Raw genomic sequence first — 25030 nt, forward strand, 5'->3', positions numbered from 1 at the left:
CTCTTTGTTCGAAAGATATCCCATGACGCATATTGCCGTGATCGATGGCCATCCCGATCCCGATCGCGCCCGCTTCGTCCATGCGCTCGCCGACAGCTACAGCGCGGGCGCCGTCGATGGCGGGCATGAGGTGAAGCTGATCGAGCTCGCCACACTCGACTTCCCGCTCCTCCGGTCGCGGGCCGCCTGGGAAAAGGATGCGCCGCCGCCAGCCATCGCGGCGGCGCAGGAGACGCTCGCCTGGGCCGATCATTATGCGATCTTCTATCCGCTCTGGCTGGGCGACATGCCCGCGCTGCTCAAGGCCTTTCTGGAGCAGGCATTGCGTCCGGGCTTCGCGATCGACCCGAAGGGGGCGGGGCTGAACAGTGGCCTGTTGCGTGGCAAATCGGCGCGGCTGGTGGTGACGATGGGGATGCCGGCGATCTTCTATCGCTTCTATTTCGGCGCCCACAGCGTGAAGAGCTTCGAGCGCAACATCCTGAAGCTGGTCGGGATCAAGCCGGTGCGCCAGACCCTGGTCGGCGGCGTGGAGGGAAGCCCGGAGGATCGGGAAAAGGCGCTCGACGATCTGTTCGAACTGGGCCAGACGGGTTCCTAGAGTCGTTTGCAGCTTCGCTGAATCGGCACCAGCCCGCTCCCCAACCGGCCTCCCACAGAATATCCTGGATGGGAGGCCGGGTGGGGGAACGGGCTGGTGCCGTCCTACTGAACTAGAGCCCGGCGGCCACGCGGCCGTCGCGGCGATAGAGATCGTCGAGGAAGCGAACGCCACCCTCCGTGGCGGCATCCGGCTCCGCGGTGAAATACACGATATAGACCGGCACTGGCGTCGTCAGCTTCAAGGTGCGGTTGACGCCGCTCGCCATCAGGCCGTCGAACTCGGCGGCGCCTTCCGGCGACAACAGGATCTTGGCGAGGATGTCGGGACGCGCCGTGCGCACGCAGCCATGCGACAGGGCACGCCGGTCCTGCTCGAACAGCTCGCGTGACGGTGTGTCGTGGATGAACACGCTGTGCGGGTTCGGCATCTCCAGCTTCACCAGGCCGAGCGCGTTGCGCGGCCCGGGCCGCTGCCGGACCTGCAGCCCCCCACCGGCGCCGCGCGCCGCGACATATCCTCTCCTGGCCGCTTCGGCGGGCTGGGTGCGCACCAGCGCGCCGACACTTTCGGCCACGATGCTTTGCGGGACGTTCCACCAGGGGTTCGCGGTGACGCCGGTCACCTGGGCGGCGAAGACCGGTGTCGGGCTCGCCGGCTTGCCCACGATCACGCGGTGGCTTGAGATGACGGCGTCATGCTCGATGAGATCCAGCCGAAAGGCGGGCGGGTTGACCAGGATATGGTTGGTCCCCAGGTCGCGCGGCAGCCAGCGCCAGCGCTCCATGTTCACCCGGATCGTCAGGCAATGCGCGGGCGAATCGCAATGCCCAAGGGCCTCGCGCAGACCCGCATAGGCTGCATCCCGCGGCAGCAGCGCGTGGAGAGCCGAGGCGATGTCATGCCGGGCCAGCGCTCCGGCGAGCCATGCGGCATAATCGATCCGATCGCGGGGGATGCCCCATCCGGCACGCGCCGCGGCTGTCGCCGACCCCTCGGCATAGTCATGCGCCAGCGACAGCGCGAGGCGGTCGGCCTGCGCGTCGAGATCGGGTGCGCCCGCCCCGGCCTGGGCCTCGAAGCCCGCAATGTCGTAGCGCCCGGCCCCGATTCCCTCGGCCTGGCTCCGTTGCGCCTCCCCGATCAATGCCGTCACATCGGTAGTCGACCAGCGAGTTGTCTCGGCGGCCGCGGGCGCGGCGATGGACGCGGCCCCGAGCAACAGCAGGGCGGCCAGCTTCCGGACAAAGGGCACGCGTCAATGCGCCATGAACAAGGGCACCGGGCTCCTGGTCAGCATCGCCCGGGTCACGCCGCCGAACAGCGCCTCGAGCCACCGGCGATGCCCGAACCCGCCCATGACGATATAATCGAAGGCGCCGGTCGCGACCCGCTCGAGCAAGGCGTCCGCGGTCGTCCCCGTGCCGCGTGGCCATCGCCGGATCATCGCATGGACATCGTGACGCGAGAGATAGGCGGCGGCGTCCTCGGCCGGGGCGTGGACTGAAGTGTCGTCGATCTCCACGATCTCGACCCGGCTGGCGAGCTTCAGGAGCGGCACCGCGGCGCGGAGCGCGGCAGCGGCCGCAGACGATCCGTCCCAGGCGACCAGGGCATTGTCGAGATCCAGGCGTTTGGCCGACTCCGGCACGGCGAGGATCGGCTTGCCCGCGCCGACGACCAGCGCGCCGGCGGCGGTGCGCATGTCGGGGAGGGGAAATTCGTCGAGCTCGCGGTTGACCACGATGAGGTCGGCCAGGGTCGAAGCGTCCTTCAGGCAGGCCGCGATCTCACCGGTCGCGTCCAGCCAGTTCCACGTGACGTCTTCCTTGGCGAGACGCTGCTCCAGCCTCGTCCGGTTCGCCGCTTCATGGTCACGCTCTTCGGCCAGCAACATCTCGGCGCCGAACGCCGCATCGCACGCATATTCCGTACCGAGCATCGCGGGCAGGATGGCGACGTCCAGACAGGTGACATGGCCGCTCACGGCGCGTCCGATATCCAGGGCGGCCTGAAGCCGCGCTTCCTGGCCCGCATCGTCGTGGACCAGCAGGAGAATGTTCTTCATCATGTCCATCCCTCTCTGCGCCGGCGCGGATGCGGTCGGCGGCGTTACGGCAAGCGGGTCAGCCAGTGATCGCGCCTGCCAGTTCATTAGGCCGCAGCGGCTTTTCCAGCACTGCGTCGAACCCGCAGGCCTTGGCGCTCGCGGTCAGCGTCGGCGACGAAAAGGCCGTCACCAGGATCGACCGTCCGTGCCAGCCATTGCGGCGCAGCGCCCGCAGCACGCCGAGGCCGTCGCCATCGGGCAAGCGATAGTCGGTCACGAGCAGATCGATCTCCTCCGCGCGCAGATTGGCCAGGAACGGCAGCGCCGAGGCGAAGGAGCGGACCTCATAGCCGCGGGCGTGGAGCACCAGCTGCAACGACCGGCGCACGCCTTCGTCATCCTCGATGAGAACGGCCTGTTCGCGGGGAGCGGTCGGAAAATCTGGTCGAGGCATGGATCACCTTGAAAATGAGGTCGCTGCCCTTGTGAAGCCGCCACCCGCGGCGGTCTCTACGCAGATGTGCGTAAGATCGTCCGGCGGTCAGCGGCCATGAGCGAGGAACAGCGGGACCGGGCTTTCCGTGAGCATCCGCTGCGTCGCGCCGCCGAACAGTTCCTCGATCGCGCGCGCCCGGCCGAAAGCGCCCATCACGACATAGTCCGCCTTGGACCATTGCAGCGCCGACAGGATCACCGCGCCGGGGCGGTCCATCAGGATCTTTTCGCGCTGGATCGTCGCCTTGATACCGTGGCGAGACAGATAGGTCGCAGCCTCTTCGGCCGGGATCTTCAGGGAGCCATCGTCGACATAGAGGATCGTGACGGCGGCGGCTTGCCCGAGCAGCGGCACGGCCGCCCGCAGTGCCGCCTCGGCGGAGGGAGAGCCGTCCCAGGCGACCAGCGCGTGGCCGCGAATATCGAGGCCGGTTGCCGTCTCCGGGACGGCCAGCACCGGAAGCCTGGCCTCGACCAGCAAGCGACCGGCCAGCTCGATCGCGTTCGGGAACAGGCTCGTCTCGAGTTCGCGATTGATCACGACCAGGTCGGTCAGCGCGGCGGCATCGAGGATCGACTCGGTCAGGTCGCCGGTGACGTCGATCCAGTCGAACGGCACATCGTCATTCTCCAGCCGCTCGCGCAGGCGAGTACGGTTGGCCGCTTCCTTCACTTCCTCGTCGGCGCGCAGCAACGCGCTGCCGCCCATCGAGGCATAGTCGGTTACCAGCTCCGGTACGATCGCGACATCGACGCAGCGCAGATGCCCGCCGACGCCGCGGGCCACGTCGAGCGCGGCCTGGACACGCGCCTTCTGTCCGCTGTCGTCATGGATAAGGACGAGGATGTTCTTCATGGCATTGCCTCCTGATCGATGCGCCCTTGTCGCGCTGGCAGCGGATCGGGAACATTGGGAAGTTTACGGATGAGCATCGGTCGCGCCGCTTGACCCGCGTCAAAGCGCGCTCCCGCCGGACGGGCGACAGCGCGGTGTCATGATTGAATCGCAGACATTGCGCGACGCGGCGCCCGGGGCGACGGCGGACGCGGAACTGATCGACCTGCTCGGCCGGCAGCTGCGCGACGATCACGATGCGCAGCTGGCGCTCTGCGTCGAGCTGGAGCGCCTCGCCGACATGCTGCCCGCCCTGCCGCCACCGCGGCGCGTCAGGCGCATCTGCAGCCATATCGAGTTCGTGACGACGCGGTATTTCCGGCGTGCCGAGACGATCTTCGCCGATGTCATGACCGCCCGGACCGATCCGGTGCTGCGCCAGATGTTCGACTCGCTGACGAGGATGCATGCGCTGGACGCGGTCCATGGCGAGGATGTCGTCGCGGCCTTGTGGGACGGGACCGCACGGGGCAGCGCGGCCCGCCCGGAGGAGCTCGGCTATATGCTGCGCTGCTTCTTCGACGGCTGCCGCCGGGCGGTCGCGCTGGAGGAGGCGCTGATGCTGCTGGTCGGCGCCGGTATCGAGCGGGAGCAGGGTGCCAGCTGAAGCTCAGCCGGCGTCGGCGATCGCCCGAAGCGTCGCCATGTCGGTCACGTCGATGCTCCGGCCGCCCTTGGCCAGCGCGATGGCGCCCATCGTCTTCAACCGGGTGAGCTGGCGGCTGACCGTCTCGATCGTCAGCCCCAGATAATCCGCCATGTCGCCGCGGCTGATCGGGATCTGCAACGCGGCCAGCGCCCCGCCGCCATCCTTGGCGGCGCGGTGCGCGAGATCGAGCAGGAAACCGGCGATGCGTTCCGGCGCGCCGCGTTTGCCGAGGGTGAGCATCCGTTCGCGCGCATCGTTGAGCGACGTCATGGTCCGGCGCAGCAGGGCATGTTCGAGCGCGTGCGAGCCGCGCAGTACGTCCTCGAAACGCTCGCGCGGATAGAGGCACAGGTCGGATTCAGTCAGCGCGGTGACCGTGAGGGTCGCTTCCTGCAGGAAGAGCTGGCCGATGAAATCGCCCGAGAAGAGCAGGCCGACGATCTGTTCGCGGCCGTCCGCGGTGGAGCTGGTCACCTTGAGGATGCCGGACACCAGATTGGCGCAGGCAAGATTGGCGTCGCCCGCCCAACTCAGCACCTGGCCCGCCGCGATCGTGCGGCGGCGGCCGATCGCGCTGAGTGCCTGGAGTTCGGGATCGGCGAGGCCCCCGCAGATGGCGTGCTCGCGCACCAGGCAGGATCGGCAGCGGTCGACGACGGGGTTCATGTCCGTCCATTGCCAGCGGCCGCGCGGCGCGGCTGTACGTAACTATCCGGAGTCGACCTCGCCGGCCTGTTTGCGGGGGCAGGCGGCGTGGCAGGCGACGGGACAATCGCGGTCCCGCGCCGGCGACCGCGGCCCGATCGGCAGGGGCATGCTGGCATGCTGGCCGCAGATCGCGACCAGGACGACAGGACGATCAGCCGCGCAGAGCGGCGTTCCCGACAAAGCGAGTCCCGCGACCGCCGCCAGGGAAAGCTGGGCGGACAGGCTAGACGGCATTGCTGAACCTCACCTGGTTGGACGTGCGATAGGGGTCGAGCGTCGCGGCGATGCTGCGGGCATAAGGAAGGGCATCGGGCGCGAGGGTCAGCCGATGGCTGTCGCGGGCGACAAGGCCGAGCGCGCGAAAACGGTCCAGCGCCGCCTCGGTCGATGCGGTGAGGGGCAGGCCGGACAGATCGGCGCGTCCGTTGCACAGGATCTGCTCGATCGCCGCGCCGGTGCGTGCATCCAGCGCCGACCGCCGCACGCCGCGCGCGGTGGCGAACCGCCCGCTGCCGATCTTCAGATGATAACGCCCGGTGTTCTTCTCGTTCTGCAGCAGCCGGTCGGGAAAGGCGCTGATCGCCGAGGCGCCGAGACCGATCAGCGTGTCCGACGCGTCCTCGGTAAAGCCCTGGAAATTGCGCCGGAGTTTTCCCGCGCGCGCCGCGACCGCGATGGCGTCGCCTGGCCGGGCGAAATGGTCGAATCCGATCGGCTGATAACCGGCGGCGGTCAGCACCTCATGGGCGATGCCCGCCTGGGCGAAGCGCTCGCGCGGCGAGGGCAGGGCACTCGCCTCGATGCGTCGCTGGCGGGGCAGCAGATGCGGGACATGGGCATAGCCGAACACGGCCAGCCGGTCCGGCCCCATGGCGATCGCGCGGTCGAGCGTGTCGACCAGGTCAGCGGTCGACTGGCCCGGCAGGCCGTACATCAGATCGAAATTGATCGATTCGACCCCGGCCTCGCGCAGCAGCCGCACCGTCCTGGCGATGTCGGCCTCGGGCTGGACCCGCCCGATCGCGGCCTGGATATGCGGCGCGAAGGTCTGCACGCCCAGGCTGACCCGGCCGATATGGTTGCGCGCGATGCTGGCGGCCCATGCCCGGTCGAAGCCGCGTGGATCGACCTCGATCGAGGCGACGGCGCCGACGTCGTTGAATGCGTCCAGCAGCCGGTCGTTCAGCCGGTCGAACGCACCCGGCGCCAGCGCGTTGGGGCTGCCGCCGCCCCAGGCGATGCGGGCAATCCTGCCCCGACCCGCGAGATGCGCCGCGACCAGCTCGATCTCCTCGCCGAGGCGCTGAAGATAGGCGTCGAGCCGCGCGCTGCGGTTGGCGGCGCCGGTGTTGCAACCGCAATACCAGCAGATCTCCCGGCAATAGGGGATGTGCAGATAGAGCGAGACGGGCGCGTCCTGCCCGACCGCGGCCAGCGCGCCTTCCATGTCGGATGCGTCGACGCCGTCGGTGAATTCGGCCGCGGTCGGGAAGCTCGTATAGCGGGGGACCGGGGTCGCGAGCAGGTCTGGGATATGACGCCACATGCCGTCCCGGATGCGGCACCCATGGGGTCCATGCCTTGACCCCGGTCAAACCACTTCTTGCCTGCGCTCAAATGCCCCGGCGCCGCGGCCGCCTAGGAGCGGGCCAGCGCAAAGGAGGCTGTACATGAAACAGATGATATCGATCGCCGCGGTCACGCTGGTCGCCGCAATGGCATGGGCCGCGCCGGCCAGCGCGCAGGAACGGCAGGGAATCGAGGCCGGCGACGTGCTGCTGCGCGTTCGCGGCATCCTGGTCGCGCCGACGGGCGGATCGGGCGGCATCGCGCCGACCTTCCCCGGCGAGAAGGTTTCGGTCGATACCGCGGTGATGCCGGAGGTCGACCTGACCTATATGGCCACGGACAATATCGGGTTCGAGCTGATCGCCGCGACCACCAAGCACACGGCGTCGGGCAAGACCGGGACGACCGGCGGCATTGGCGATCTCGCCTCGACCTGGGTGCTGCCGCCGACGCTGACGGTGCAATATCACCTGAACCCGCAAGGCAAGATCCGTCCCTATGTCGGCGGCGGCATCAACTACACGGTGTTCTACAGTGAAAAGGCCTCGACCGGCCTGAAGAGCGCGGTAGGCCCGACCAGCGTGCACATGTCGGACAGCGTCGGCTGGGCCGCGCAGGCCGGCCTCGATGTCGACCTGACCAAGCGGGTCTTCCTGAATCTCGACGTCAAATATATCGACATGGACACCAAGGCGACGCTGCGGACGACGGCAATCGGCACCCAGACGGTGAAGGTGCATCTCGACCCGGTCGTGGTCGGTGTGGGCTTCGGCATTCGCCTTTGATCCGATCCGGCGGACAGGAAAGGGCCGGCAGCGATGCCGGCCCTTTTCCTTTGGGACTATCGGATCGGGCGTTATTTCAGCGCGTCGCTCGGCGCCGATGGCGGGCCGGTATCGTCATCGTCGATCAGGATGCGCAGCGCGGCACCGTCGAGATCATCGAACTGGCCGGACCGCACCGTCCAGAAAAAAGCACCCAGCGCCGCCAGGCCGAGGCCGAGCGCGACGGGGATCAGCAGGGCGAGACCGTTCATCGCGCGGCATTCCGCAGGCGCAGGGCGTTGGCCACCACCAGCAGCGACGATCCCGACATGGCCAGGGCAGCGATCAGCGGCGTGACCTGCCCGGCCATGGCCAGCGGCACCGCCAGGACATTATACCCGATCGCCAGCGCGAAATTCTGGCGCACCACCGCCATCGTCCGCCGGGCCGCGGCGATGGCGATCGGCACCGGCATCAGCCGGTCGCCGAAAAACACGACATCGGCGGCAAGCTGGCCGACATCGCTGCCCGACGAGGGCGCCATCGCGACATCGGCGCTTTTCAGCGCGGGCCCGTCGTTCAGGCCGTCGCCGACCATCAGCACATGGCGCCCGGCCGCCCGGAGCGTTTCGATCGCGCGATATTTGTCGGCAGGGGACATCCGTGCCCGCCCGCTGATGCCGAGTCGATCGGCAAGCGCCGTCACGACCGGCGCGGAATCGCCCGACAACAATTCGGGCGCGAAGCCCAGCCGCTTCAGCCGCGCCACCGCCGCGGCGGCATCGGGCCTGGGCGTGTCGCCGAACAGGATGAGACGAGCGGTACCGCCGGTCATGGCGAAGGCGGTTGCCACGGTGTCCGCCACCCCGCACCCGCCGACCCAGTCCGGCCGGCCCAGCCGGACGAGGCGATCCCCGAACCGTCCCTCCATCCCGAGGCCGGCATGCTCCACCAGGTCGGTGAGCGGTACCGGCACGACGCCATCGCGTTCGAGGCTTGCCGAGAGCGCGCGCGACAATGGGTGGTGGCTCGATTGCGCCAGCCGCAGCAGCGCGCCGCGCTCCAACGGATCGTCCGGCAGGCCGGACCGGGGTTCGATCCTGGCGAGCGTGACGGTGCCGGTCTTGTCGAGCAGAATGGCATCGGCTTCGGCCAGCCGTTCCAGCGCGCTGCCGTCCTTGATCAGCACACCGGCGCGGAACAGCGAGCCGGCCGCGACCACCTGCGCGATCGGCACCGCCAGCCCGAGCGCGCAGGGGCAGGTGATGATCAGCACTGCGACGGCGATCATCACGGCCTGGTGCACACCCGCGCCGGCGATCAGCCAGCCGGCAAAGCTGAGCAGGGCGAGGGTGTGGACGGCGGGCGCATAAAGGCGCGAGGCGCGGTCGGCGATGCGGACATAGCGCGACTTGCCCTGGCCGGCCGCTTCCATCAATCGCGCGATGTCGGCGATCGCGGTCGCGTCGCCCGCCGCGGTCACCCGCACCGTCAGCGGGGCGGAGAGGTTGATCGTGCCGGCCAGCACGACGCTGCCCATGGCGGCGCATTCGGGCAGACTTTCGCCGGTGACCAGCGATCGGTCGACATTGCTGTGGCCTTGCTCGACCACGCCGTCGACGCCGATGCGCTCGCCGGCTGCGACCAGGATCTTCATGCCCGGCGCGACATCGGCGGCGGCGCGGCGCCGCGTGGTGCCGTCGGGCCTGAGGACCAGCACGTCGCCCGGCACGCGGCGCATCAGCGCGGCGACGCCGTCCTGCGCTCGCGCGCGCATCGCACTGTCGAGGAAGCGGCCGGCGAGCAGGAAGAACAGCAGCATCACCGCGCCGTCGAAATAGGCGTGGTGGCCGCCGGTCGCGGTTTCGTAGAGGCTCATCGCCGCGGTGAGCGTCACGCCGATCGAGATCGGTACGTCCATGTTGGTGCGGCCATGGCGGAGCGCGCTCCAGGCGCTGCGGAAAAAGGGCCGGCCGGCAAAGGCGATCGTCGGCAGCGCGATCAGCGCGGACAGCCAGTGGAACAGTGTACGGGTCGGCCCTTCCGCGCCCGACCAGATCGCCACCGAGAGCAGCATGATGTTCATCGCGGCGAAGCCGGCGACCGCCATGGCCAGGACGAGCGCCCGGCTCTCGTCGCGCGCCGCGCCGCCGGTGTCGCCGGCAAAGACATGCGCGGTGAAGCCCAGGCGTCCGATCGCCGCCTGCAGGCTCTCCTCGGCCAGCGCGTCGTGCAGGATGCGTACGCGTCTGGTGGTGAAATTGACCCGGGCCGAGGCGACGCCGGGGAGTTTTGCCAGCCCGTCCTCCAGCGTCGCGATGCAGCCGGCGCAGCGCATGCCGTCGACCGTGAAGCTGGTCTCCATGGCGCGCGGCGCGCGGGCGATCGGGAGGACGGCGTTCACAGCCGCACCTCGTCGTCGAAGCGCGCATCGTGCCGGCCGTCGCGCACCTCGATATGGAGCAGCCAGCGGCCGGTGGGCAGCGGCTCGGTCGCGACGAAGCGGCCATCCCGCCCGCGCCGGAAGGAGAGCGCGCGGGCGGGAACGCGGCCGAGCGGATGTGCGGCCGTCGCGGTCACCGTCGCGGCCGTCAGCGCTCCGCGCGGCCCGGTCGGGACGATCCGCACCAGGCGGTCCGCCTCCGCCGTCACCGTCACCGACCAGCCCAGCGCCCGCTGCGCGCGCGCTTCGGCCAGCCAGGTGTTGAACTGCTGGCTGGCGACATAGCTGTTGTCGACCACCGTCCCGCCAAAGGTGCCGACCGCATAGCTCGCCATCAGGAAATTGACCGCGATCACCACCCCGAAAAAGGCGACCATGATGCCGGTCATGTGCCAGCCGGTGAAACCTCGTGTCATTGCCCTTGCTCCGGCCGTTCGAAATAGCTGTCGTCGCTTGCGCCGCCGCCTTCGGCATCGATCGCGCGGACGGTGAAGCGCATGTCAGTGCGCGCCGCGCCCGCAGCGGGTGCCGCGACGAAGACCTGGGTTTTCGCGACCTGATCGGCGGGGACCGTGAGGCGGACGGTCCGGCCGGCGCCGCTGCGCCCGCTCGCCTCGGTCCACATCACGCCCGGCACGCCGGAAATGCCGATTTCCACCGCGCGCGGCCGCGCCTCCATGTTGCGGACCTTGACGGTATAGCCGTTGCGGATGCTGCCGTCGGAGAGGCGCACCCATTGCGGATTGCGGGTCTGCAGCACGCTGATGTCGATCCGCGTCCGGTTGCCGAGCGCGAACAGCATGCCGAGCCCGATGCCCGCCCAGACGGCGAAATAGACGATCGTGCGTGGCCGGAGCAGGCGCTTGATCGGCGATGATGGTGTGCCGCCGGCCGCGGCGATCCGCCCGTCCAGGTCAGTGGTGTAGCCGATCAGTCGCGGCGGCCGGCCGACCTTCGCCATGATGCCGTCACAGGCATCGATGCACAGGCCGCAGGTGATGCAGCCGATCTGCGGCCCTTCGCGGATATCGATGCCCGTAGGGCATACCGCGACACAGGCGTTGCAGTCGATGCAGTCGCCGATGCGCGGCGCGAGCGACGGGTTGCCCGCGAGCGCGACGAGTGACGGCATGCCGCCGGCATCGAGATCGAGCGCCGTCGCCTCGCGCTTCAGCCCGTGCGTGCGCGGCTCGCCGCGCCACGCCTTGTAGGTCACGGTCAGCGATTTCTCGTCGAGCATCGCGCCCTGGATGCGCGGCCAGGGGCACATATAGATGCACACCTGCTCGCGCATCAGCCCGCCGAAGACATAGGTGGTGAGCGTGAGGATGCCGATCGTCGCATAGGCGGCATAGGGCGCGGTGCCGTGCGCCAGATCGCGCAACAGGGCCGGCGCGTCAGCGAAGTAGAAGATCCACGCCCCGCCGGTCAGCGCGCCGATGATGAGCCAGATCGCATGTTTCGACACGCGCTTCAGGATCTTGGCCGGGCCCCAGGCCGCCTTTTGCAGGCGGAGCTGCGCGTTGCGATCGCCGTCGATCGCCCGCTCGACATGCACGAACAGGTCGGTCCACACCGTCTGCGGGCAGGCATAGCCGCACCAGGCGCGGCCGACCGCGGAGGTGACGAGGAACAGGCCGATCCCGGCCATGATCAGCAGACCGGCGACATAATAGAATTCGTGCGGCCAGATCTCGATCGCGAACATGTAGAAGCGGCGGTGCGCCAGATCGACCAGCACCGCCTGGTCGGGCGCGAAGGGGCCGCGATCCCAGCGCAGCCAGGGCGTCACGTAATAGATCGCCAGCGTCACCGCCATGATCGCCCATTTCAGGCGGCGGAAGCTGCCATCGACGGCCTTGGGGAAGACCTTGCGCCGCGCCTCGAAGAATTGCTCGCCCGGGAGGAGGATCCTGTCAGGGTGCGACATTCTGCTTCACCGGGATGGGCGCCCCCGTCTCGGGTGCCGCCGGCGGCCCCACCGGTTTTTCAGGCACCATCGCCTCGCCGCCGCCGAGCGAATGGACATAGGCGGCGAGCATCTTGATCGTGACCGGATCGAGGCGCGAGCCCCAGGCCGGCATGATGCCGTAGCGCGCATTGGTGACGGTCTCGGTCAGAGTGGCGCGGTCGCCGCCATAGAGCCAGATGCCGTCGCTCAGGTTCGGCGCGCCGACCGCGCGATTGCCGGTGCCGGCATCGCCGTGGCAGACGGCGCAATTGGCCGCGAACAGCGCCTTGCCGCGCCGGGCGGAAAGGCTGGCCGGTTCCTGTTTCGACAGGACGCGGACCCAGGATACGACATCGTCGATCTCGACCGGCTTCAGGATGCCGTCGCGACCGAAGGCGGGCATCATCGACAGGCGGGTCTGGTCGTCGCCGGGCTGGCGGATGCCGTGCGTGAGCGTCTGCTGGATGGCCTTGATGTCGCCGCCCCACAGCCAGTCGTCGTCGTTGAGATTGGGATAGCCCTTGAAGCCGGTGGCACCCGAGCCATGGCATTGCACGCAATTGACCTTGAAGGCGGCGCGTCCGCCCTCTTCCGCCGCGTGGAGCAGCTTCGAATCGGCCGGCAGCCGCTCGATCGGGATTTGCGCGAGGGCGAGCATCACCGGGGCCTTGCGGTCCTTGTCGGCGGCGACCTCCTGTTCGAACTGGGCCTGGCTCGACCAGCCCAGCGTGCCCTGCGTCGCGCCGTGCAGCATCGGGATCGCGGGGTAGAGGACCATATAGACGATCGCGAAGACGATCGTCCCGTACAGGGTGTAGAGCCACCAGCGCGGCATCGGGGTATCGAGTTCCTCGATCCCGTCCCATTCGTGGCCGACCGTCGGGGTGCCGGTCGCCTCGTCGATGCGCTTTCCGTCAGCCATCGATATCGTCCTCTCGTTCGAAGATGCTCAGGGCCGCGCGCTGGTGGCTTTCGGCCACGCCGCGCAGGAAGGTCCAGCCGACCAGGACCAGGAAGACGATGCCCATCATCACCAGGCCCCAGCTGTCGGCGAGATGCCGAAGCGTGTCGTAGGTGCTCATTTCTGTTGCTCCCTCGGGGCCGCCGATTTGAGGTCGATCTGCGTGCCCAGGCCCTGGAGATAGGCGACCACCGCATCCATCTCGGTCAGGCGGCCGGGATTGCCGTCGAAATCGCGCGACTGGGCCTTGGGATAGCGCTTCGCGATCGCGGCGGCGTCGCCATCGGCCGAGCCCTGGCCGACAATGTCCTCGGCCGCCTTTTTGATATCCTCGTCGCTATAGGGCACGCCGACCCGGCGCAGCGCGATCAGGTGATCGGCGATATGGCTGGTGTCGACATCCCGCTCGGCCAGGAAGGCATAAGGCGGCATGATCGATTCCGGCACCACCGAGCGCGGATCCTTGAGGTGCTGGACATGCCATTCGTCGGAATAGCGCCCGCCGACGCGCGCCAGATCGGGGCCGGTGCGCTCCGATCCCCATTGGAACGGGTGATCGAACATGCTCTCCGAGGCGAGACTGTAATGGCCGTAGCGTTCGGTCTCGTCGCGGAACGGGCGGATCATCTGGCTGTGGCAGCCATAACAGCCCTCACGAATATAGATGTCGCGTCCGGCGAGCTCGAGCGGCGTATAGGGCCGCACCCCTTCCGTCCGGGTGACGGTGGAGTCGATCCAGAACAGCGGGGCGATCTCGACGATGCCGCCGATCGCGACGGTGATGAAGGCGAGGACCGCGAGCAACGTGACGTTGCGCTCGATCGCCTTGTGGCGGGAAAGGGCGTTGGCCATGGCTTGGTCCTCAGGCGTGAGCTGGCTGGGCGGCGGGCACGACCGGCACGTCGCGGGCCGGATCGAAGGCGGGGCTCGACATCGGCGCTTCGTCGCGCAGCTTGCCCGCGATGGTCATCCAGATGTTCCAGACCATGAACAGGGCGCCGAGCAGGTAGAGCAGCCCGCCCGTGGTGCGGATGACGTAATAGGGGTGCATCGCCTGGACGACCTCGGCGAAGGAGTAGACGAGATAGCCGTCCGACCCATATTCGCGCCACATCAGGCCCTGGGTGATGCCCGCCACCCACATCGCCGAGGCGTAGAGCACGATGCCGAGCGTCGCGCACCAGAAGTGCCAGTTGACCATGCGCAGCGAATAGAGGCGGGTGCGGCCCCACAGCCTCGGCGTCATGTAATAGAGCGCGCCGAAGGTGATCATGCCGTTCCAGCCGAGCGCGCCCGAATGGACATGGCCGATCGTCCAGTTGGTATAATGGCTGAGCGAGTTGACCGACTTCACCGACATCATCGGCCCTTCGAAGGTCGACATGCCGTAAAAGGCGAGCGCGAAGACCATCATGCGGATGATCGGGTCAGTGCGGATCTTGTCCCACGCACCGTTGAGCGTCATCAGCCCGTTGATCATGCCGCCCCAGCTCGGCATCCACAGCATGATCGAGAAGACCATGCCCAGCGTCTGCGCCCAGTCCGGCAGCGCGGTGTAGTGGAGATGATGGGGACCGGCCCAGATATAGAGGAAGATCAGCGACCAGAAATGGATGATCGACAGCCGGTAGCTGTAGATCGGCCGTTCCGCCTGTTTGGGCACGAAATAATACATCATGCCGAGGAAGCCGGCGGTCAGGAAGAAGCCGACCGCGTTATGGCCGTACCACCACTGAGTCAGCGCATCCTGCACCCCGGCAAAGGCGGAATAGGATTTGGAGCCGACCAGGCTGACCGGCATCGACAGGTTGTTGACCAGGTGGAGCAGCGCGACCGTGATGATGAAGCCGAGATAGAACCAGTTGGCGACATAGATATGCGGCTCGGACCGGCGCACGATCGTGCCGACGAACACCGCGAGATAGGACACCCAGACGATCGTCAGCCAGATGTCGACATACCATTCGGGCTCCGCATATTCGCGGCCCTCGGTGATGCCGAGCAGATAGCCGGTCGCGGCCAGCACGATGAACAGTTGATATCCCCAGAACACGAAGCGCGCGAGCCAGGGAAAGGCGAGGCGCGCGCGGCAGGTGCGCTGGACGACGTAGAAGCTGGTGCAGATCAGCGCATTGCCGCCAAAGGCGAAGATCACCGCCGAGGTATGCAGCGGCCTGAGGCGGCCGAAGGTGCTATATTCGGAATGGAGATTGAGCAGCGGGAAGGCGAGCTGCGAGGCGATGACGAGACCGACCAGGAACCCGACCACGCCCCAGAACACGGTCGCGATCACGCCCCAGCGGATGACCTCGTCGTCATAGCGATTGCGCGGTGCCGCCGCGGGATAGGGATTGCTCGCGCCGCGCATCGTGCCCGCGGCGGCGATGAGCGCCGCGCCGGCGACGATGCCCATCTGCACGGCGAAACCGTGATCGATCGCGCTCGCCGCCGCGAGCAGCGCGAGCAGGCCCAGCAGCAGCCAGGCGCCAGCCCTGAATAGAATATCGTCCATTGCCCACCCTTCCACGGTCATCAGCGCGTGCCGAATGACGGTCGCCGCGCTCGCGGCCCTTGATCGTCGTCAAACTGCTAGGGGGCGGGGCAGCGCGCGGCTGTACGTAAAGGTCCTAGGATCGGACTGGCCCTCCCGCCTTTATGGAGAGGGCATGAGGAGCAGATTGCGGGCCCGCGACGGATCGATTAGCCCTGCGGGCCATGCGGAAGATGGCGGACGAATGACCCTGGTGACTGCCCCGGATGCGGAACGGCAGGAATCACCGATCTTTGGCTATGCCGTGGCGGCCCTGGCCGTTTGTATCGGTGCGGTCGGCCAGGTGATGCTCAACCCCTGGTTGCAGGCCGATGCCCATTTCCTCTTCTATATCGTTGCGGTGCTGGGCGCTGCCGCCTTTGGCGGGACTGGCCCGGCGGTCGCCGCGACGATCGCGGCGCTCGTCTTCGCGATCGCGCTCGGCGGCCTGCCGCGCGGCTCGGCCGGCCTTGTCGAACCCGCCGCCTTCGTCGTCGCGAGCGCGCTCGTCATCGTGATCGCCGACCGGATGTCGCGGTTCAAGCGGCGCTCGCTGGTCTCCGAGGAACATGCCGTCGCCCGCGCGCGCTCGGCCAGCGAGGTCGCGGACGAGCTCAACCTGCTGATCGACGGCGCGGCGGGCTATGCGATCTACATGCTCGACCCCACCGGCCATGTCACGATCTGGAACCAGGGCGCCGAACGGCTGAAGGGCTGGACCGAGGAGGAAGTGGTCGGCCAGCACAGCGCGATCTTCTATCCCGAAAGCGCCGTCGCCGCAGGCAAGCCTGACGCCGACCTGGAGCGCGCGCGCCTTCACGGAAAGCTCGAGGAGGAGGACTGGCGCCTGCGCAAGGACCGGACCGAGTTCCTGGCGCATGTGACGGTGACGCCGCTTTACGATAACGAGAATGTCCTGCGCGGTTTCGGCAAGGTCATCCGCGACGTGACGGCGCAGCGCGCCGCCGAGCGCGAGCTGAGTTCCAATGCCGCGCTCCTCCAGTCGATCCTCTCCACCGTCCCGGACGCCATGATCCTGATCGACAATCGGGGGCGAATCATGTCGTTCAGCGTCGCCGCAGAGCGCACCTTCGGCTACAGCGAAGCGGAAATGGTCGGGAAGAATGTGTCCGTCCTGATGCCCTCGCCCTATCGCGAGGCGCATGACGGGTATCTCGACCGCTATCTGACGACGGGCGAGCGGCGCATCATCGGCATCGGCCGGGTCGTCACCGCGATGCGCAAGGACGGCAGCCATTTCCCGATGGAGCTGGCGGTCGGCGAAGCGCTCGCCGGCGACCAGCAGGTCTTCACTGGCTTCGTGCGCGATCTCAGCGAGAAGCAGCGGGCCGAGGCCGAGATCGAGGAGCTTCGCTCCGGCCTGATCCATGTCGCGCGGGTGAGCGCGATGGGCACCATGGCGTCGACTCTGGCGCACGAACTGAACCAGCCGCTGACCGCCGTGGCCAATTACATGGAAGGCGTGCGCGACCTGCTCGATCGCCCCGATCCGGACGACCTGCCGATGATTCGCGAGGCGCTGAACGACGCGGCGGGCGAGGCGATGCGCGCCGGCAACATCGTGCGGCGCCTGCGCGAATTCGTCGCGCGCGGCGAAGTGGACAAGACGATCGAGGATCTGCCGCCGCTGATCGACGAGGCAGCGAAGCTCGGCCTGATCGGCGCGCCGCAAAAAGGGGTCGAAACGGTGTTCGACCTGGCCGTGACGTCGCCCGTGCTGGTCGACAAGATCCAGATCCAGCAGGTGCTCATCAACCTGCTGCGCAACGCCATCGATGCGATGGCGGAAAGCGACGAACGCCGGCTGCTCATTGCGACGCGCCAGGAAACGCCCGGCACGGTGCGGGTGACCGTCTCGGATACCGGCCCCGGTCTCGCGCCCGAGATCGCGGAAAACCTGTTCCAGGCGTTCAACAGCAGCAAGAGCGAGGGCATGGGGCTTGGCCTGTCGATCTGTCGCACGATAGTGGAGGCGAACGGCGGTCGAATCTGGATGGAGCCGCGCCCCGGCGGCGGCACCAGCTTCCATTTCACGCTGGTCGGTACGAGCCTGGAGGTGGAAGATGAGTGATAGGCGCCTGATTCACATCGTCGATGACGAGGACTCGATCCGGCGTTCGGCCAGCTTCATGCTCAGGACAACGGGTTTCGCGGTGGAGACCTGGCCTTCCGGCGTGGCGTTCCTGAAGGAGGTCAAGCATCTCCAGTCCGGCTGTATCCTGCTCGACATCCGCATGCCGGAGATGGACGGCCTGGAGGTGCAGAATGCCCTGAACGAGCGCGGCATCACCATGCCCGTCGTCATCTTGACCGGGCATGGCGACGTTGCGATCGCGGTGCGGGCGATGAAGGCGGGCGCGGTCGATTTCCTGGAAAAGCCGTTCGAAAAGGCCGCGCTGCTCCGCGCGATCGACGCCGCGTTCGATCGGATCGCCCAGTCGGAGACCGCCACCGCGCGCGCGGAGGATGCCGCGGTGCTGGTCGGCGCGCTCACCGCGCGCGAACGCGACGTGCTGGAGGGCCTCGCCAAGGGGCTGCCGAACAAGACGATCGCGTTCGACCTCGGCATCTCGCCGCGCACGGTCGAAGTGCACCGCGCGAACATCATGGCGAAGTTCGAGGCACGCAGCTTTTCGGACGCGCTGCGCATCGCCTTCGCCGCGGGTTACGGCCAGGGCGACTGACATCCGGGGTAATGGTCGGCAGCGCATTTTCGAGCTGGCTGGAACAGCCAGCGGCTCGGAAAACGCGACGGAAAATCTAGAAACCAAAGCCCTGCTGGGCCGGTTCGGGCGGCGACAGGTCGATACCCTCGATCGCCAGCATCTTCACCTTGGACTCGGATCCGCCCGGCGCGGAAAAGCCGCCGACCTTGCCGCCGGCTGCCAGCACACGGTGGCAGGGCACGATCAGCGGCACCGGGTTGGACGCCATCGCCTGGCCAACCGCGCGCGCCGATTCCGGGCCGGCGCCGAGTTCCTTCGCCACGGCGCCGTACGTCGTGGTCTCACCCCAGCCGAGCCGCCGCACCGCGTCATAGATCTGCACAAAGAACGGCGCCTGCTCGCCCAGATCGACCCTGACGGCGGAGAAATCGGTTTCTTCGCCCTCGAAATAGCGCTGCGCGGCGGCGATGGTTTCGGCAATCTCCGGCGGCGGCGTACGGCGCGCCGCGTCGGGAAAGCGGCGCAGCAACGCCCGCTCGGTCCTGTCGGCCGAGTCCGCCGGCAGGCGAAAGCCCACCACCCCGGCGTCGGCCCACGCGATTCCCGCGACGCCGTTCTCCGTATCGAAAAGCTGATAGTCGGCCACGGCCTCACCCTGCTTGACTGTTCCCCCATGAAGATAGGGAATGCGGCGGCGCCGAACCAGCCCGCAGGGTGAGTCTGGCGGTCAGGCTTTCTTGCCGCGCAGCGTGTTGATCACCGCCAGCGCGAGCGTGCCGACCAGAGCGGCCGTCGCCCAGGGCCGTTCCTTGGCAAATGCCTTGGCCTTGTCCGCCAGCGGACCGGCGCCCTGCACCACGGCATCCCGTGCCGCGCCATAGCTTTGCTGCAAATTGCCGACGACCTGATCGGCGACGCCCTGATTCTCCGTGGCGGCATCGCCCGTCGCCTTGCCGATCGTTTCCTTCACCTGGCCGGCGAGATTGCGGCCTTCACCCTCGAGCGTGTCCTCGTTCATCTGGATTCCCTTCGCGCGGCATCTCACCGGTGAAATGCCCAACCCCGTAACGATCGACAAGCCCGACGTGTCCCTCGCACGCGCCTTTTCGCGCGAATCCTGCGGCAACCCCCACGCCGGTGCGACGTTGAAGGCTTATGCCTTCCAGCGTCATTCGCTCCTATGACTATGACCCGGTCGAGCAGCGGCTCGACATCGAGTTCGTCAGCGGCCGGCGCTATTCCTATCTGGACGTGCCAGAATCGGTGTTCGACGCGATGCGCCGCGCCGCCTCCAAAGGCGGCTTCTTCAACCGCCGCATCCGTGATCACTACAACTTCGTCGAGCACGCCTGACCGGCATCACTCCATCGGGTGCAGGAAGCGGTGGACCGAGGAGACCACCACCGATCCCTCGCCCACGCCCGAGGCGACCCGCTTGACCGATCCCGCGCGCACGTCGCCGATCGCGAAAATGCCCGGCTTGCTCGTGGCGTAAGGCGAGGTCGATCCGTCGGCGTCGGCACCGGTCTTGACGAATCCCTTGTCGTCCAGCGCCAGGCAGCCGTCGAGCCAGTCGGTATTGGGCTCGGCGCCGATCATCACGAACATGTTGCTGATGTCGTGGCGCTGCGCTTGGCCGGTCTTCGCATTGGTCCAGGTCACGTGGCGCAGATAGCCATCGCCCTCGAGCCCGGTGACCTGGCAATGCGTGTGCAGCGTGATCTGGCTCGACGAGAGGATGCGCTGGACGAGATAGTCCGACATCGTCTCGGCCAGCCCGCGCGATCGCACCAGGATGTGGAGATGCTTCACCGTGCGCGACAGGAACACCGCCGCCTGCCCCGCCGAATTGCCGCCCCCGACGACCAGCACTTCCTCGCCGGCGCACAGACCGGATTCCATGGCGGTGGCGGCATAATGAATGCCCTGGCCCTCGAACCGGTCATAATCGGGCACGTCGAGCTTGCGATAGCGGGCTCCGCTCGCGACGACCACCGCCCGGCCGGACACGCGCTGCCCGTCCTCCATCGTCACGACATAGGGGTCGTGGCTGCAATCGAGCGCCGTCGCCGGCCGTGCGATCGCCAGCCGCGCCCCGAATTTCTGCGCCTGCACCTGCGCGCGTCCCGCCAGCGCCCGGCCGGAGATGCCGGTCGGGAAGCCGAGATAATTCTCGATCTTGGAGCTGGTCCCGGCCTGCCCGCCCGGCGCGAGCCCCTCGAGCACGATCGTGTCGAGCCCTTCCGACGCGGCATAGACCGCCGCCGCCAGCCCGGCGGGCCCCGCGCCGACCACGATGACGTCATGGACGCGTGTCGGGTCGAGCGTCTCGGTCAGCCCCAGCGCATCGGCCAGTTCGCCCGTCGGCGGGTTGCGCAGCACCGATTCGCCCGGCGCGATCACCACCGGCAACTGGTCCGGCGTGATCGAGAAGCATTCGAGGAAACCCTCCGCATCCGGATCGCTGTCGGTGTCGAGCAACCGGTGCGGGTAGCCGTTGCGCTCGAGGAAGCGCTGCAGCCGCTGCGTATCGCCCGAATGGCCCGATCCGATCAGCGTCGCGCCGCCATGCGCATGCTTGATCAGTCCGACGCGCCGCAGGATGAAGGCGCGCATGATGATCTCGCCGATATCCGCCTCGGTCGAGACCATGCGGCGGAAATCGACGCGCCCGATCCGCAGCACCCGGCTGTCCTCGCCGGTGCGCCCGGTGACCAGGATCGCGCGATTGTTGAACAGGTCCAGCTCGCCGGTGAACTGCCGCGCATGATGCGTGGTGAAGATATTGGCCACCCCATGCTCGTCGATATCGAGCACCTGGATCGACCCATCCAGCACGACGAAGAAATCCACGCCCCGCTCTCCCCGCGAATAGAGCGCGGTGCCCTTGGCCACCGATTCTTCGCGGCCATAGGCCATCATGCGCTCGACCATCGCCTCGGCCAGCACCGGAAAGGTCTGCGCGGTCCGCTCATAGGGATCAGTCGGATCGATCTCGGTCCGGTCGGTCGCCATCATCTTCCCCATGCCATGGTCCATTCCGGTTCTAGCAGGGTCGCGCGCCTTCGCGAAAGCGGCTTCGTCCGCGCTCACGAGCCCGTCTTTGCGGCGCTCGGCGGGGGGCTCGTTCTGCGTATCGTTGGCCGCGCTATGATCGACCTCCAAAAAAGAGCACAACTGGACGGTGCCTCGGCCGTTCGCCACGGTGTCTCTTGGAGTGTTTGGGAACTTGCCGAACAAATATCGACGCAAGGCACCGGCATGATCGCAGGGGGCGACCGTGCGCCGATCGTCCTGCCGGTGGAAGCACGACTTCTGCTCGCCTGCGCGCTTGATCCAGCTCTGATACCACCTCCTCAACTGAGGCACCTCGCAGGCGAGGTCTGCGACTGGCCGGCCATGTTACGGCAGGCGACCCACCACCTGTCGCTTCCCATGCTGCGGGAGCGACTGGTCGAGATCCGGGACTGCGTTCCGGCCGAGATCATGGCCGAACTCGATCGCGCCGTGATCGTGGCGACCGCCCATACCCTTCAGCTCAGCGCGATCGCCGCCGAGCTCAATCGGTCCTGGTTCCGACCGGAACAAATCCGCTTTGCGGTTTTCAAAGGGGTGGCACTGGCCCAACGCTATTATGGCTCGGTCAACGGACGGTCCTGCCGTGACCTCGACCTGCTGGTGAGCAGCAAGGGGTTCGCGGATACGGTGACGCATCTGATCGCCCGGGGGTTTCGCCTGACCAAGCCGTTCGAGCTGCCCGCGGACCAACAGAGCCATGCGGCGCATGTCGAGGCGATGTGCAGCCTGAACCGGGAAGTCTCGATGCGCGCGCCATCGGGCCAGATGGTCGATCTTCATCAGAACGTGGATCTCACCGGGGCCGACTTTCCCACCCAACAACTGCTCGACCGGGCGGAGACGGTGGCGATCAGGGGCGAGACATTGCCGGTCTTCTCGACCGCCGATCTGTTCGTCTACATCTGCTATCACCACAGCCGCCATCGATGGTCGCGCCTTCACTGGATCGGCGATCTCGGGCGGATCGCCGCGGCGCCCGATTTCGATGTCGCCGTGGTGCGCGTGCGCGCGCAGCGCGCCGGACTGGAAAAGCTGGTCCTCGCGTGCCTTGACATGCCCGCGCTCCTCGCCGCCGCCGTGGCGGGGCATTGGCCTGCCGATGCGGGGCTTGCGGACAGGATGGCGCGGGATTGCATCAGGTTTCTCCATCCGGACCATGCGCCACCCGAGCTCGAGCGGCACAGCCGCGGTGCTGATCGGCTGTTCCGCTGGCGCGACTGGTTCGCGACGACCGCAGTTGAATGGCGCCAGCGAAAGGGGCTGCGGCGCCGTGCCCGGGCGGTCGGGCGAAGCTTGACCCCGTCGTGGCAAGCCTATCGCGATCTGCCGCTCCCCAGGAGGCTTCGCTGGCTTTACACACCCTGGCGGGTAGCAGCGCATTTGGTCAGCTATTTTCCAGTGCCCAGGTTCGGGCGGAAAGACAGGAACGACGGATGAGAGATCGCGCGCGGGAGCTACTCGCCATGCGACCCTTGGTCGAGGGAAAGCCGATGGCGATGCTGGCGCTGGCGCGTCAGCTGCCCACGGTCGGTGAGCGCGCGAGCGCGCTCGATCTGATCGCGTGCGCGCTGGCGCTGGAGCCCGGCGATGGAGAGGTGCGTGCTCTGGCCACCGAGTTGCTGAGCGACGGCGTGCATTCGTGGCACTTCTCGATCGTTCGGGATGCGGTGCGCAACAAGGCCTATGACGCGGCGCTGCGTAGGGCGGTTTTTCCAGGCTGCACGGTCCTTGAAATCGGCACCGGTACGGGGTTGCTCGCCATGATGGCCGCCCGCGCGGGCGCAGCGCGGGTGGTCACCTGCGAAGCCGATTCGGCCGTCGCTGCCGCGGCGCGCGAAAATATCGCCATCAATGGATTCGCCGACCGCGTCACGGTGGTCAACAAGCACTCGACCATGGTCGAGCTCGCGGATGTCGGCGGGCCGGCCGATGTGCTCGTGTCCGAGATCGTCAGTAACGACATGCTGAGCGAAGGCACGCTCCTGGCGCATGAGGATGCGGTGCCGCGCCTTCTGAAACCCGGCGGTGCCGTGATTCCGGTGCGTGGCCAGATCCGAATCGCGCTGGTGGACGACGGTGGCGCGGCGCAAGCGGATCTGGGCCTTATCGACTCCTTCGACCTGAGCGCGTTCAACAAGTTGCGCCAGCCCTATCGCAACATCCCGATCGGTAACGCTTCGATCGCGCTGCGCAGCGCCGCCACCGACTTGTTCACGTTCGATTTCGCAAATGGTCCCTGGCGGGGAGAGCGCCGCGCAACCATTGTCGCTTCGCAAGGCGGGCGCGTGAGCGGCGTGTTGCAATGGATCGCGCTCGACCTGGACGATCGGGAACGGTACGAAAACAGTCCCCGGCCAGGCGCGACGTCGTGCTGGGGCGCGATCTTCTGGCCCTTTGCCGTGCCGGTCATGTCGGCGCCCGGCGAATCCTTCGCGATCGGCGCATGCCACGAGGGAAATCGCGTCCGCATCTGGCGTGGCAACCCCACCGGATTTGACTTGCGGGCGATTTCGGCGCATCGCTAATGGGTTAAGCAATGTTGGATCAGCTCATGAACGATACGAACAATGATGCACCGGTCCCCGAGACTGAAGTTGTCGACAAGCCGGAATGGGTGAAGCCGGAGATCACGTCCTTCGCGCCGGTTCAGGCCGCCGAAGGCATCTCCTACCGGCCGAACGACGGCATCAGCAACCTCACCTGATCAACGCGCTGTTTTTGGACGTTGACTGACGGACCTGGGACGGCAGGCGCGCCGAGATCTGGGACTTCTCCTGTGGTGGCAGGTTCGCCTGGCGCGGACCCGCCCAGCAGGCCATATGATCTCGCAACGGCGGATCATGACTATCCCGCCTGGGATGGCGCGCCGCTCCGCACGATCCTGATCTGCACTCATCCCCGATCTGGCAGTACGCTGCTCGGGGAGGCGTTGTATTTCGCCAGGGGCCTGGGTTGTCCGCTGGAATATTTCCATGCCGGGTTCCGTCCGGTTCTCGCCGCGCGATGGGGATGCGTCGGTCTGTCGGATTATGGTCGGGCGGTCCATCGCTGGCGTACCGACGTGTCCGGCACCCTGTCCGTGAAACTGTTCTGGCGCGATGTGATCGAACTGGCCGAGGAACTCGAGCCCGGCCGTTTCGACGATTTGCACGGGCGTCGGCCGGAGGAAACCCTGCCCGACACGTACCGCGAGATCGCCGGGCTGATCGCGCCGCTCTTCCCCGCCGCGCACCATATCCATCTCGTCCGGCGAGACCGGGTGCGGCAGGCGGTCTCCGCCGCCGCCGCGGTGCAGACCGGCATCTGGCGCCAGATACCGCAGATGGGCGAACGGCCCGAAGCGACGGCGCCGAGTTTTGATTTTGCGACGATCGAACGGCTGATCGCCTATGCCGATTTCTGCCATCGTCACTGGCTCGGCTTTTTCGCGGCGATCGGCGCTGTCCCCGATGGCGTGACCTATGAAGGTCTGACGCGCGATCACGACGCGGTGATTGGGTCCCTCCTCGGCCATCTCGGCAGCAAGGCGGCAGTTCCGGCAGTTCGCATGAAGCGCCAGTCGGACGTGCGGAACGAGGCGATGGTGCTGCGCTTCCTGCGGGAGAACGCCACGCGCGGGGCGAGCGGCTGCACGTCGTGAACGCCTCTC

The 25030-nt window shown here is 67.5% G+C and carries 27 protein-coding genes; 10 read left to right on the forward strand and 17 right to left on the reverse strand.

All coding sequences use genetic code 11. The features are described from left to right. Window positions 1–22: 22 nt before the first annotated feature. Entirely contained in the window at window positions 23–601 is a 579-nt protein-coding gene (locus tag ACZ1I5_RS21320; RefSeq protein WP_465171231.1) for an NAD(P)H-dependent oxidoreductase, read from the forward strand. A 112-nt stretch (window positions 602–713) separates the two neighbouring features. Here ACZ1I5_RS21320 and ACZ1I5_RS21325 read toward each other — a convergent pair whose 3' ends face one another. The 4 genes from ACZ1I5_RS21325 to ACZ1I5_RS21340 all read right to left on the reverse strand — a co-directional run bounded on the left by ACZ1I5_RS21325 (window position 714) and on the right by ACZ1I5_RS21340 (window position 4002). After that, entirely contained in the window at window positions 714–1856 is a 1143-nt protein-coding gene (locus ACZ1I5_RS21325; RefSeq protein ID WP_465171232.1) for a L,D-transpeptidase family protein, read from the reverse strand. 3 nt (window positions 1857–1859) lie between these two features. Then, window positions 1860–2669, reverse strand: a complete 810-nt coding sequence (locus tag ACZ1I5_RS21330; RefSeq protein ID WP_465171233.1) for a universal stress protein — start codon at window positions 2667–2669, stop codon at window positions 1860–1862. A gap of 58 nt (window positions 2670–2727) precedes the next feature. Then, entirely contained in the window at window positions 2728–3105 is a 378-nt protein-coding gene (locus ACZ1I5_RS21335) for a response regulator (RefSeq protein ID WP_465171234.1), read from the reverse strand. 87 nt (window positions 3106–3192) lie between these two features. Continuing rightward, the gene (locus ACZ1I5_RS21340) at window positions 3193–4002 is read right to left on the reverse strand and encodes a universal stress protein (RefSeq protein ID WP_465171235.1); all 810 of its coding nucleotides are present in this window, start codon (window positions 4000–4002) and stop codon (window positions 3193–3195) included. A gap of 139 nt (window positions 4003–4141) precedes the next feature. Here ACZ1I5_RS21340 and ACZ1I5_RS21345 point away from each other — a divergent pair, with 139 nt between their 5' ends. Then, on the forward strand, window positions 4142–4648 hold the full coding sequence (locus ACZ1I5_RS21345; protein ID WP_465171236.1) for a hypothetical protein: 507 nt from the start codon (window positions 4142–4144) through the stop codon (window positions 4646–4648). A 3-nt stretch (window positions 4649–4651) separates the two neighbouring features. On the opposite strand, the gene ACZ1I5_RS21350 is transcribed toward ACZ1I5_RS21345, so the two are convergent. Next, window positions 4652–5356, reverse strand: a complete 705-nt coding sequence (locus ACZ1I5_RS21350) for a Crp/Fnr family transcriptional regulator (RefSeq protein ID WP_465171237.1) — start codon at window positions 5354–5356, stop codon at window positions 4652–4654. A gap of 265 nt (window positions 5357–5621) precedes the next feature. After that, a complete protein-coding gene (gene hemN, locus ACZ1I5_RS21355; protein WP_465171238.1) occupies window positions 5622–6944 on the reverse strand; it encodes an oxygen-independent coproporphyrinogen III oxidase in 1323 nt (440 codons plus the stop codon). 124 nt (window positions 6945–7068) lie between these two features. Between hemN and ACZ1I5_RS21360 the strand changes: the two genes are divergently transcribed. Continuing rightward, a complete protein-coding gene (locus ACZ1I5_RS21360; protein ID WP_465171239.1) occupies window positions 7069–7752 on the forward strand; it encodes an OmpW/AlkL family protein in 684 nt (227 codons plus the stop codon). A 71-nt stretch (window positions 7753–7823) separates the two neighbouring features. Here the strand turns inward: ACZ1I5_RS21360 and ccoS are convergent, their stop codons facing one another. Genes ccoS through ccoN form a run of 8 tightly spaced genes read right to left on the reverse strand, consistent with a single transcriptional unit; the run spans window position 7824 to window position 15598 of the window. Then, entirely contained in the window at window positions 7824–8003 is a 180-nt protein-coding gene (gene ccoS / locus ACZ1I5_RS21365; protein WP_465171240.1) for a cbb3-type cytochrome oxidase assembly protein CcoS, read from the reverse strand. After that, the gene (locus tag ACZ1I5_RS21370) at window positions 8000–10096 is read right to left on the reverse strand and encodes a heavy metal translocating P-type ATPase (protein ID WP_465174021.1); all 2097 of its coding nucleotides are present in this window, start codon (window positions 10094–10096) and stop codon (window positions 8000–8002) included. Before ACZ1I5_RS21370 ends, ccoS begins: the two co-directional genes overlap by 4 nt. Window positions 10097–10131: 35 nt before the next feature. Next, entirely contained in the window at window positions 10132–10590 is a 459-nt protein-coding gene (locus tag ACZ1I5_RS21375) for a FixH family protein (protein ID WP_465171241.1), read from the reverse strand. Beyond that, the gene (gene ccoG / locus ACZ1I5_RS21380; protein ID WP_465171242.1) at window positions 10587–12104 is read right to left on the reverse strand and encodes a cytochrome c oxidase accessory protein CcoG; all 1518 of its coding nucleotides are present in this window, start codon (window positions 12102–12104) and stop codon (window positions 10587–10589) included. The genes ACZ1I5_RS21375 and ccoG overlap by 4 nt, the downstream gene beginning before the upstream one ends. Continuing rightward, a complete protein-coding gene (ccoP, locus tag ACZ1I5_RS21385; RefSeq protein ID WP_465171243.1) occupies window positions 12091–13047 on the reverse strand; it encodes a cytochrome-c oxidase, cbb3-type subunit III in 957 nt (318 codons plus the stop codon). Before ccoP ends, ccoG begins: the two co-directional genes overlap by 14 nt. After that, window positions 13040–13207, reverse strand: coding sequence for a cbb3-type cytochrome c oxidase subunit 3 (locus ACZ1I5_RS21390; RefSeq protein ID WP_465171244.1), 168 nt, complete (start codon window positions 13205–13207; stop codon window positions 13040–13042). The genes ccoP and ACZ1I5_RS21390 overlap by 8 nt, the downstream gene beginning before the upstream one ends. Beyond that, the gene (gene ccoO, locus ACZ1I5_RS21395) at window positions 13204–13938 is read right to left on the reverse strand and encodes a cytochrome-c oxidase, cbb3-type subunit II (protein WP_465171245.1); all 735 of its coding nucleotides are present in this window, start codon (window positions 13936–13938) and stop codon (window positions 13204–13206) included. Before ccoO ends, ACZ1I5_RS21390 begins: the two co-directional genes overlap by 4 nt. 10 nt (window positions 13939–13948) lie before the next feature. Then, complete coding sequence (gene ccoN, locus ACZ1I5_RS21400) at window positions 13949–15598, reverse strand: cytochrome-c oxidase, cbb3-type subunit I (protein ID WP_465171246.1); 1650 nt, start codon at window positions 15596–15598, stop codon at window positions 13949–13951. Window positions 15599–15821: 223 nt separating this feature from the next. Between ccoN and ACZ1I5_RS21405 the strand changes: the two genes are divergently transcribed. Both ACZ1I5_RS21405 and ACZ1I5_RS21410 read left to right on the forward strand, forming a co-directional pair. After that, a complete protein-coding gene (locus ACZ1I5_RS21405; protein WP_465171247.1) occupies window positions 15822–17708 on the forward strand; it encodes a PAS domain S-box protein in 1887 nt (628 codons plus the stop codon). After that, window positions 17701–18321 carry a response regulator transcription factor gene (locus ACZ1I5_RS21410; RefSeq protein ID WP_465171248.1) on the forward strand — a complete coding sequence of 207 codons (621 nt, stop codon included), beginning with the start codon at window positions 17701–17703 and terminating at the stop codon, window positions 18319–18321. Before ACZ1I5_RS21405 ends, ACZ1I5_RS21410 begins: the two co-directional genes overlap by 8 nt. A gap of 76 nt (window positions 18322–18397) precedes the next feature. Here the strand turns inward: ACZ1I5_RS21410 and ACZ1I5_RS21415 are convergent, their stop codons facing one another. Together ACZ1I5_RS21415 and ACZ1I5_RS21420 are read right to left on the reverse strand one after the other, a co-directional pair. After that, the gene (locus ACZ1I5_RS21415) at window positions 18398–18949 is read right to left on the reverse strand and encodes a methylated-DNA--[protein]-cysteine S-methyltransferase (RefSeq protein WP_465171249.1); all 552 of its coding nucleotides are present in this window, start codon (window positions 18947–18949) and stop codon (window positions 18398–18400) included. Window positions 18950–19030: 81 nt separating this feature from the next. After that, a complete protein-coding gene (locus ACZ1I5_RS21420; protein ID WP_465171250.1) occupies window positions 19031–19321 on the reverse strand; it encodes a CsbD family protein in 291 nt (96 codons plus the stop codon). A gap of 137 nt (window positions 19322–19458) precedes the next feature. On the opposite strand from ACZ1I5_RS21420, the gene ACZ1I5_RS21425 reads away from it, so the two are divergent. Then, window positions 19459–19656, forward strand: coding sequence for a KTSC domain-containing protein (locus ACZ1I5_RS21425; RefSeq protein ID WP_465171251.1), 198 nt, complete (start codon window positions 19459–19461; stop codon window positions 19654–19656). 6 nt (window positions 19657–19662) lie between these two features. Here ACZ1I5_RS21425 and ACZ1I5_RS21430 read toward each other — a convergent pair whose 3' ends face one another. Then, window positions 19663–21330 carry an FAD-dependent oxidoreductase gene (locus ACZ1I5_RS21430; RefSeq protein ID WP_465171253.1) on the reverse strand — a complete coding sequence of 556 codons (1668 nt, stop codon included), beginning with the start codon at window positions 21328–21330 and terminating at the stop codon, window positions 19663–19665. A 123-nt stretch (window positions 21331–21453) separates the two neighbouring features. On the opposite strand from ACZ1I5_RS21430, the gene ACZ1I5_RS21435 reads away from it, so the two are divergent. From ACZ1I5_RS21435 to ACZ1I5_RS21450, 4 genes are all read left to right on the forward strand, one after another. Further along, a complete protein-coding gene (locus ACZ1I5_RS21435; RefSeq protein ID WP_465171254.1) occupies window positions 21454–22818 on the forward strand; it encodes a nucleotidyltransferase domain-containing protein in 1365 nt (454 codons plus the stop codon). Window positions 22819–22871: 53 nt separating this feature from the next. Beyond that, window positions 22872–23906: a 50S ribosomal protein L11 methyltransferase gene (locus tag ACZ1I5_RS21440; protein WP_465171255.1), complete on the forward strand. Its 1035-nt coding sequence runs from the start codon at window positions 22872–22874 to the stop codon at window positions 23904–23906. 26 nt (window positions 23907–23932) lie between these two features. Continuing rightward, the gene (locus tag ACZ1I5_RS21445; protein ID WP_465171256.1) at window positions 23933–24085 is read left to right on the forward strand and encodes a hypothetical protein; all 153 of its coding nucleotides are present in this window, start codon (window positions 23933–23935) and stop codon (window positions 24083–24085) included. 75 nt (window positions 24086–24160) lie between these two features. After that, on the forward strand, window positions 24161–25021 hold the full coding sequence (locus tag ACZ1I5_RS21450) for a Stf0 family sulfotransferase (RefSeq protein ID WP_465171257.1): 861 nt from the start codon (window positions 24161–24163) through the stop codon (window positions 25019–25021). The last annotated feature ends 9 nt before the right edge of the window (window positions 25022–25030 follow it).

This window comes from Sphingomonas sp. BL-S-30 (genome assembly GCF_055521475.1).

Coding starts and splice junctions, on each gene's coding strand:
- ACZ1I5_RS21320 (WP_465171231.1), top strand. CDS start 23: ATGACGCATATTGCCGTGATCGATGGCCATCCCGATCCCGATCGCGCC.
- ACZ1I5_RS21330 (WP_465171233.1), bottom strand. CDS start 2,669: ATGAAGAACATTCTCCTGCTGGTCCACGACGATGCGGGCCAGGAAGCG.
- ACZ1I5_RS21335 (WP_465171234.1), bottom strand. CDS start 3,105: ATGCCTCGACCAGATTTTCCGACCGCTCCCCGCGAACAGGCCGTTCTC.
- ACZ1I5_RS21340 (WP_465171235.1), bottom strand. CDS start 4,002: ATGAAGAACATCCTCGTCCTTATCCATGACGACAGCGGACAGAAGGCG.
- ACZ1I5_RS21345 (WP_465171236.1), top strand. CDS start 4,142: ATGATTGAATCGCAGACATTGCGCGACGCGGCGCCCGGGGCGACGGCG.
- ACZ1I5_RS21350 (WP_465171237.1), bottom strand. CDS start 5,356: ATGAACCCCGTCGTCGACCGCTGCCGATCCTGCCTGGTGCGCGAGCAC.
- hemN (WP_465171238.1), bottom strand. CDS start 6,944: ATGTGGCGTCATATCCCAGACCTGCTCGCGACCCCGGTCCCCCGCTAT.
- ACZ1I5_RS21360 (WP_465171239.1), top strand. CDS start 7,069: ATGAAACAGATGATATCGATCGCCGCGGTCACGCTGGTCGCCGCAATG.
- ccoS (WP_465171240.1), bottom strand. CDS start 8,003: ATGAACGGTCTCGCCCTGCTGATCCCCGTCGCGCTCGGCCTCGGCCTG.
- ACZ1I5_RS21370 (WP_465174021.1), bottom strand. CDS start 10,096: ATGGAGACCAGCTTCACGGTCGACGGCATGCGCTGCGCCGGCTGCATC.
- ACZ1I5_RS21375 (WP_465171241.1), bottom strand. CDS start 10,590: ATGACACGAGGTTTCACCGGCTGGCACATGACCGGCATCATGGTCGCC.
- ccoG (WP_465171242.1), bottom strand. CDS start 12,104: ATGTCGCACCCTGACAGGATCCTCCTCCCGGGCGAGCAATTCTTCGAG.
- ccoP (WP_465171243.1), bottom strand. CDS start 13,047: ATGGCTGACGGAAAGCGCATCGACGAGGCGACCGGCACCCCGACGGTC.
- ACZ1I5_RS21390 (WP_465171244.1), bottom strand. CDS start 13,207: ATGAGCACCTACGACACGCTTCGGCATCTCGCCGACAGCTGGGGCCTG.
- ccoO (WP_465171245.1), bottom strand. CDS start 13,938: ATGGCCAACGCCCTTTCCCGCCACAAGGCGATCGAGCGCAACGTCACG.
- ccoN (WP_465171246.1), bottom strand. CDS start 15,598: ATGGACGATATTCTATTCAGGGCTGGCGCCTGGCTGCTGCTGGGCCTG.
- ACZ1I5_RS21405 (WP_465171247.1), top strand. CDS start 15,822: ATGACCCTGGTGACTGCCCCGGATGCGGAACGGCAGGAATCACCGATC.
- ACZ1I5_RS21410 (WP_465171248.1), top strand. CDS start 17,701: ATGAGTGATAGGCGCCTGATTCACATCGTCGATGACGAGGACTCGATC.
- ACZ1I5_RS21420 (WP_465171250.1), bottom strand. CDS start 19,321: ATGAACGAGGACACGCTCGAGGGTGAAGGCCGCAATCTCGCCGGCCAG.
- ACZ1I5_RS21425 (WP_465171251.1), top strand. CDS start 19,459: ATGCCTTCCAGCGTCATTCGCTCCTATGACTATGACCCGGTCGAGCAG.
- ACZ1I5_RS21430 (WP_465171253.1), bottom strand. CDS start 21,330: ATGGGGAAGATGATGGCGACCGACCGGACCGAGATCGATCCGACTGAT.
- ACZ1I5_RS21435 (WP_465171254.1), top strand. CDS start 21,454: ATGATCGACCTCCAAAAAAGAGCACAACTGGACGGTGCCTCGGCCGTT.
- ACZ1I5_RS21440 (WP_465171255.1), top strand. CDS start 22,872: ATGGCGATGCTGGCGCTGGCGCGTCAGCTGCCCACGGTCGGTGAGCGC.
- ACZ1I5_RS21445 (WP_465171256.1), top strand. CDS start 23,933: ATGAACGATACGAACAATGATGCACCGGTCCCCGAGACTGAAGTTGTC.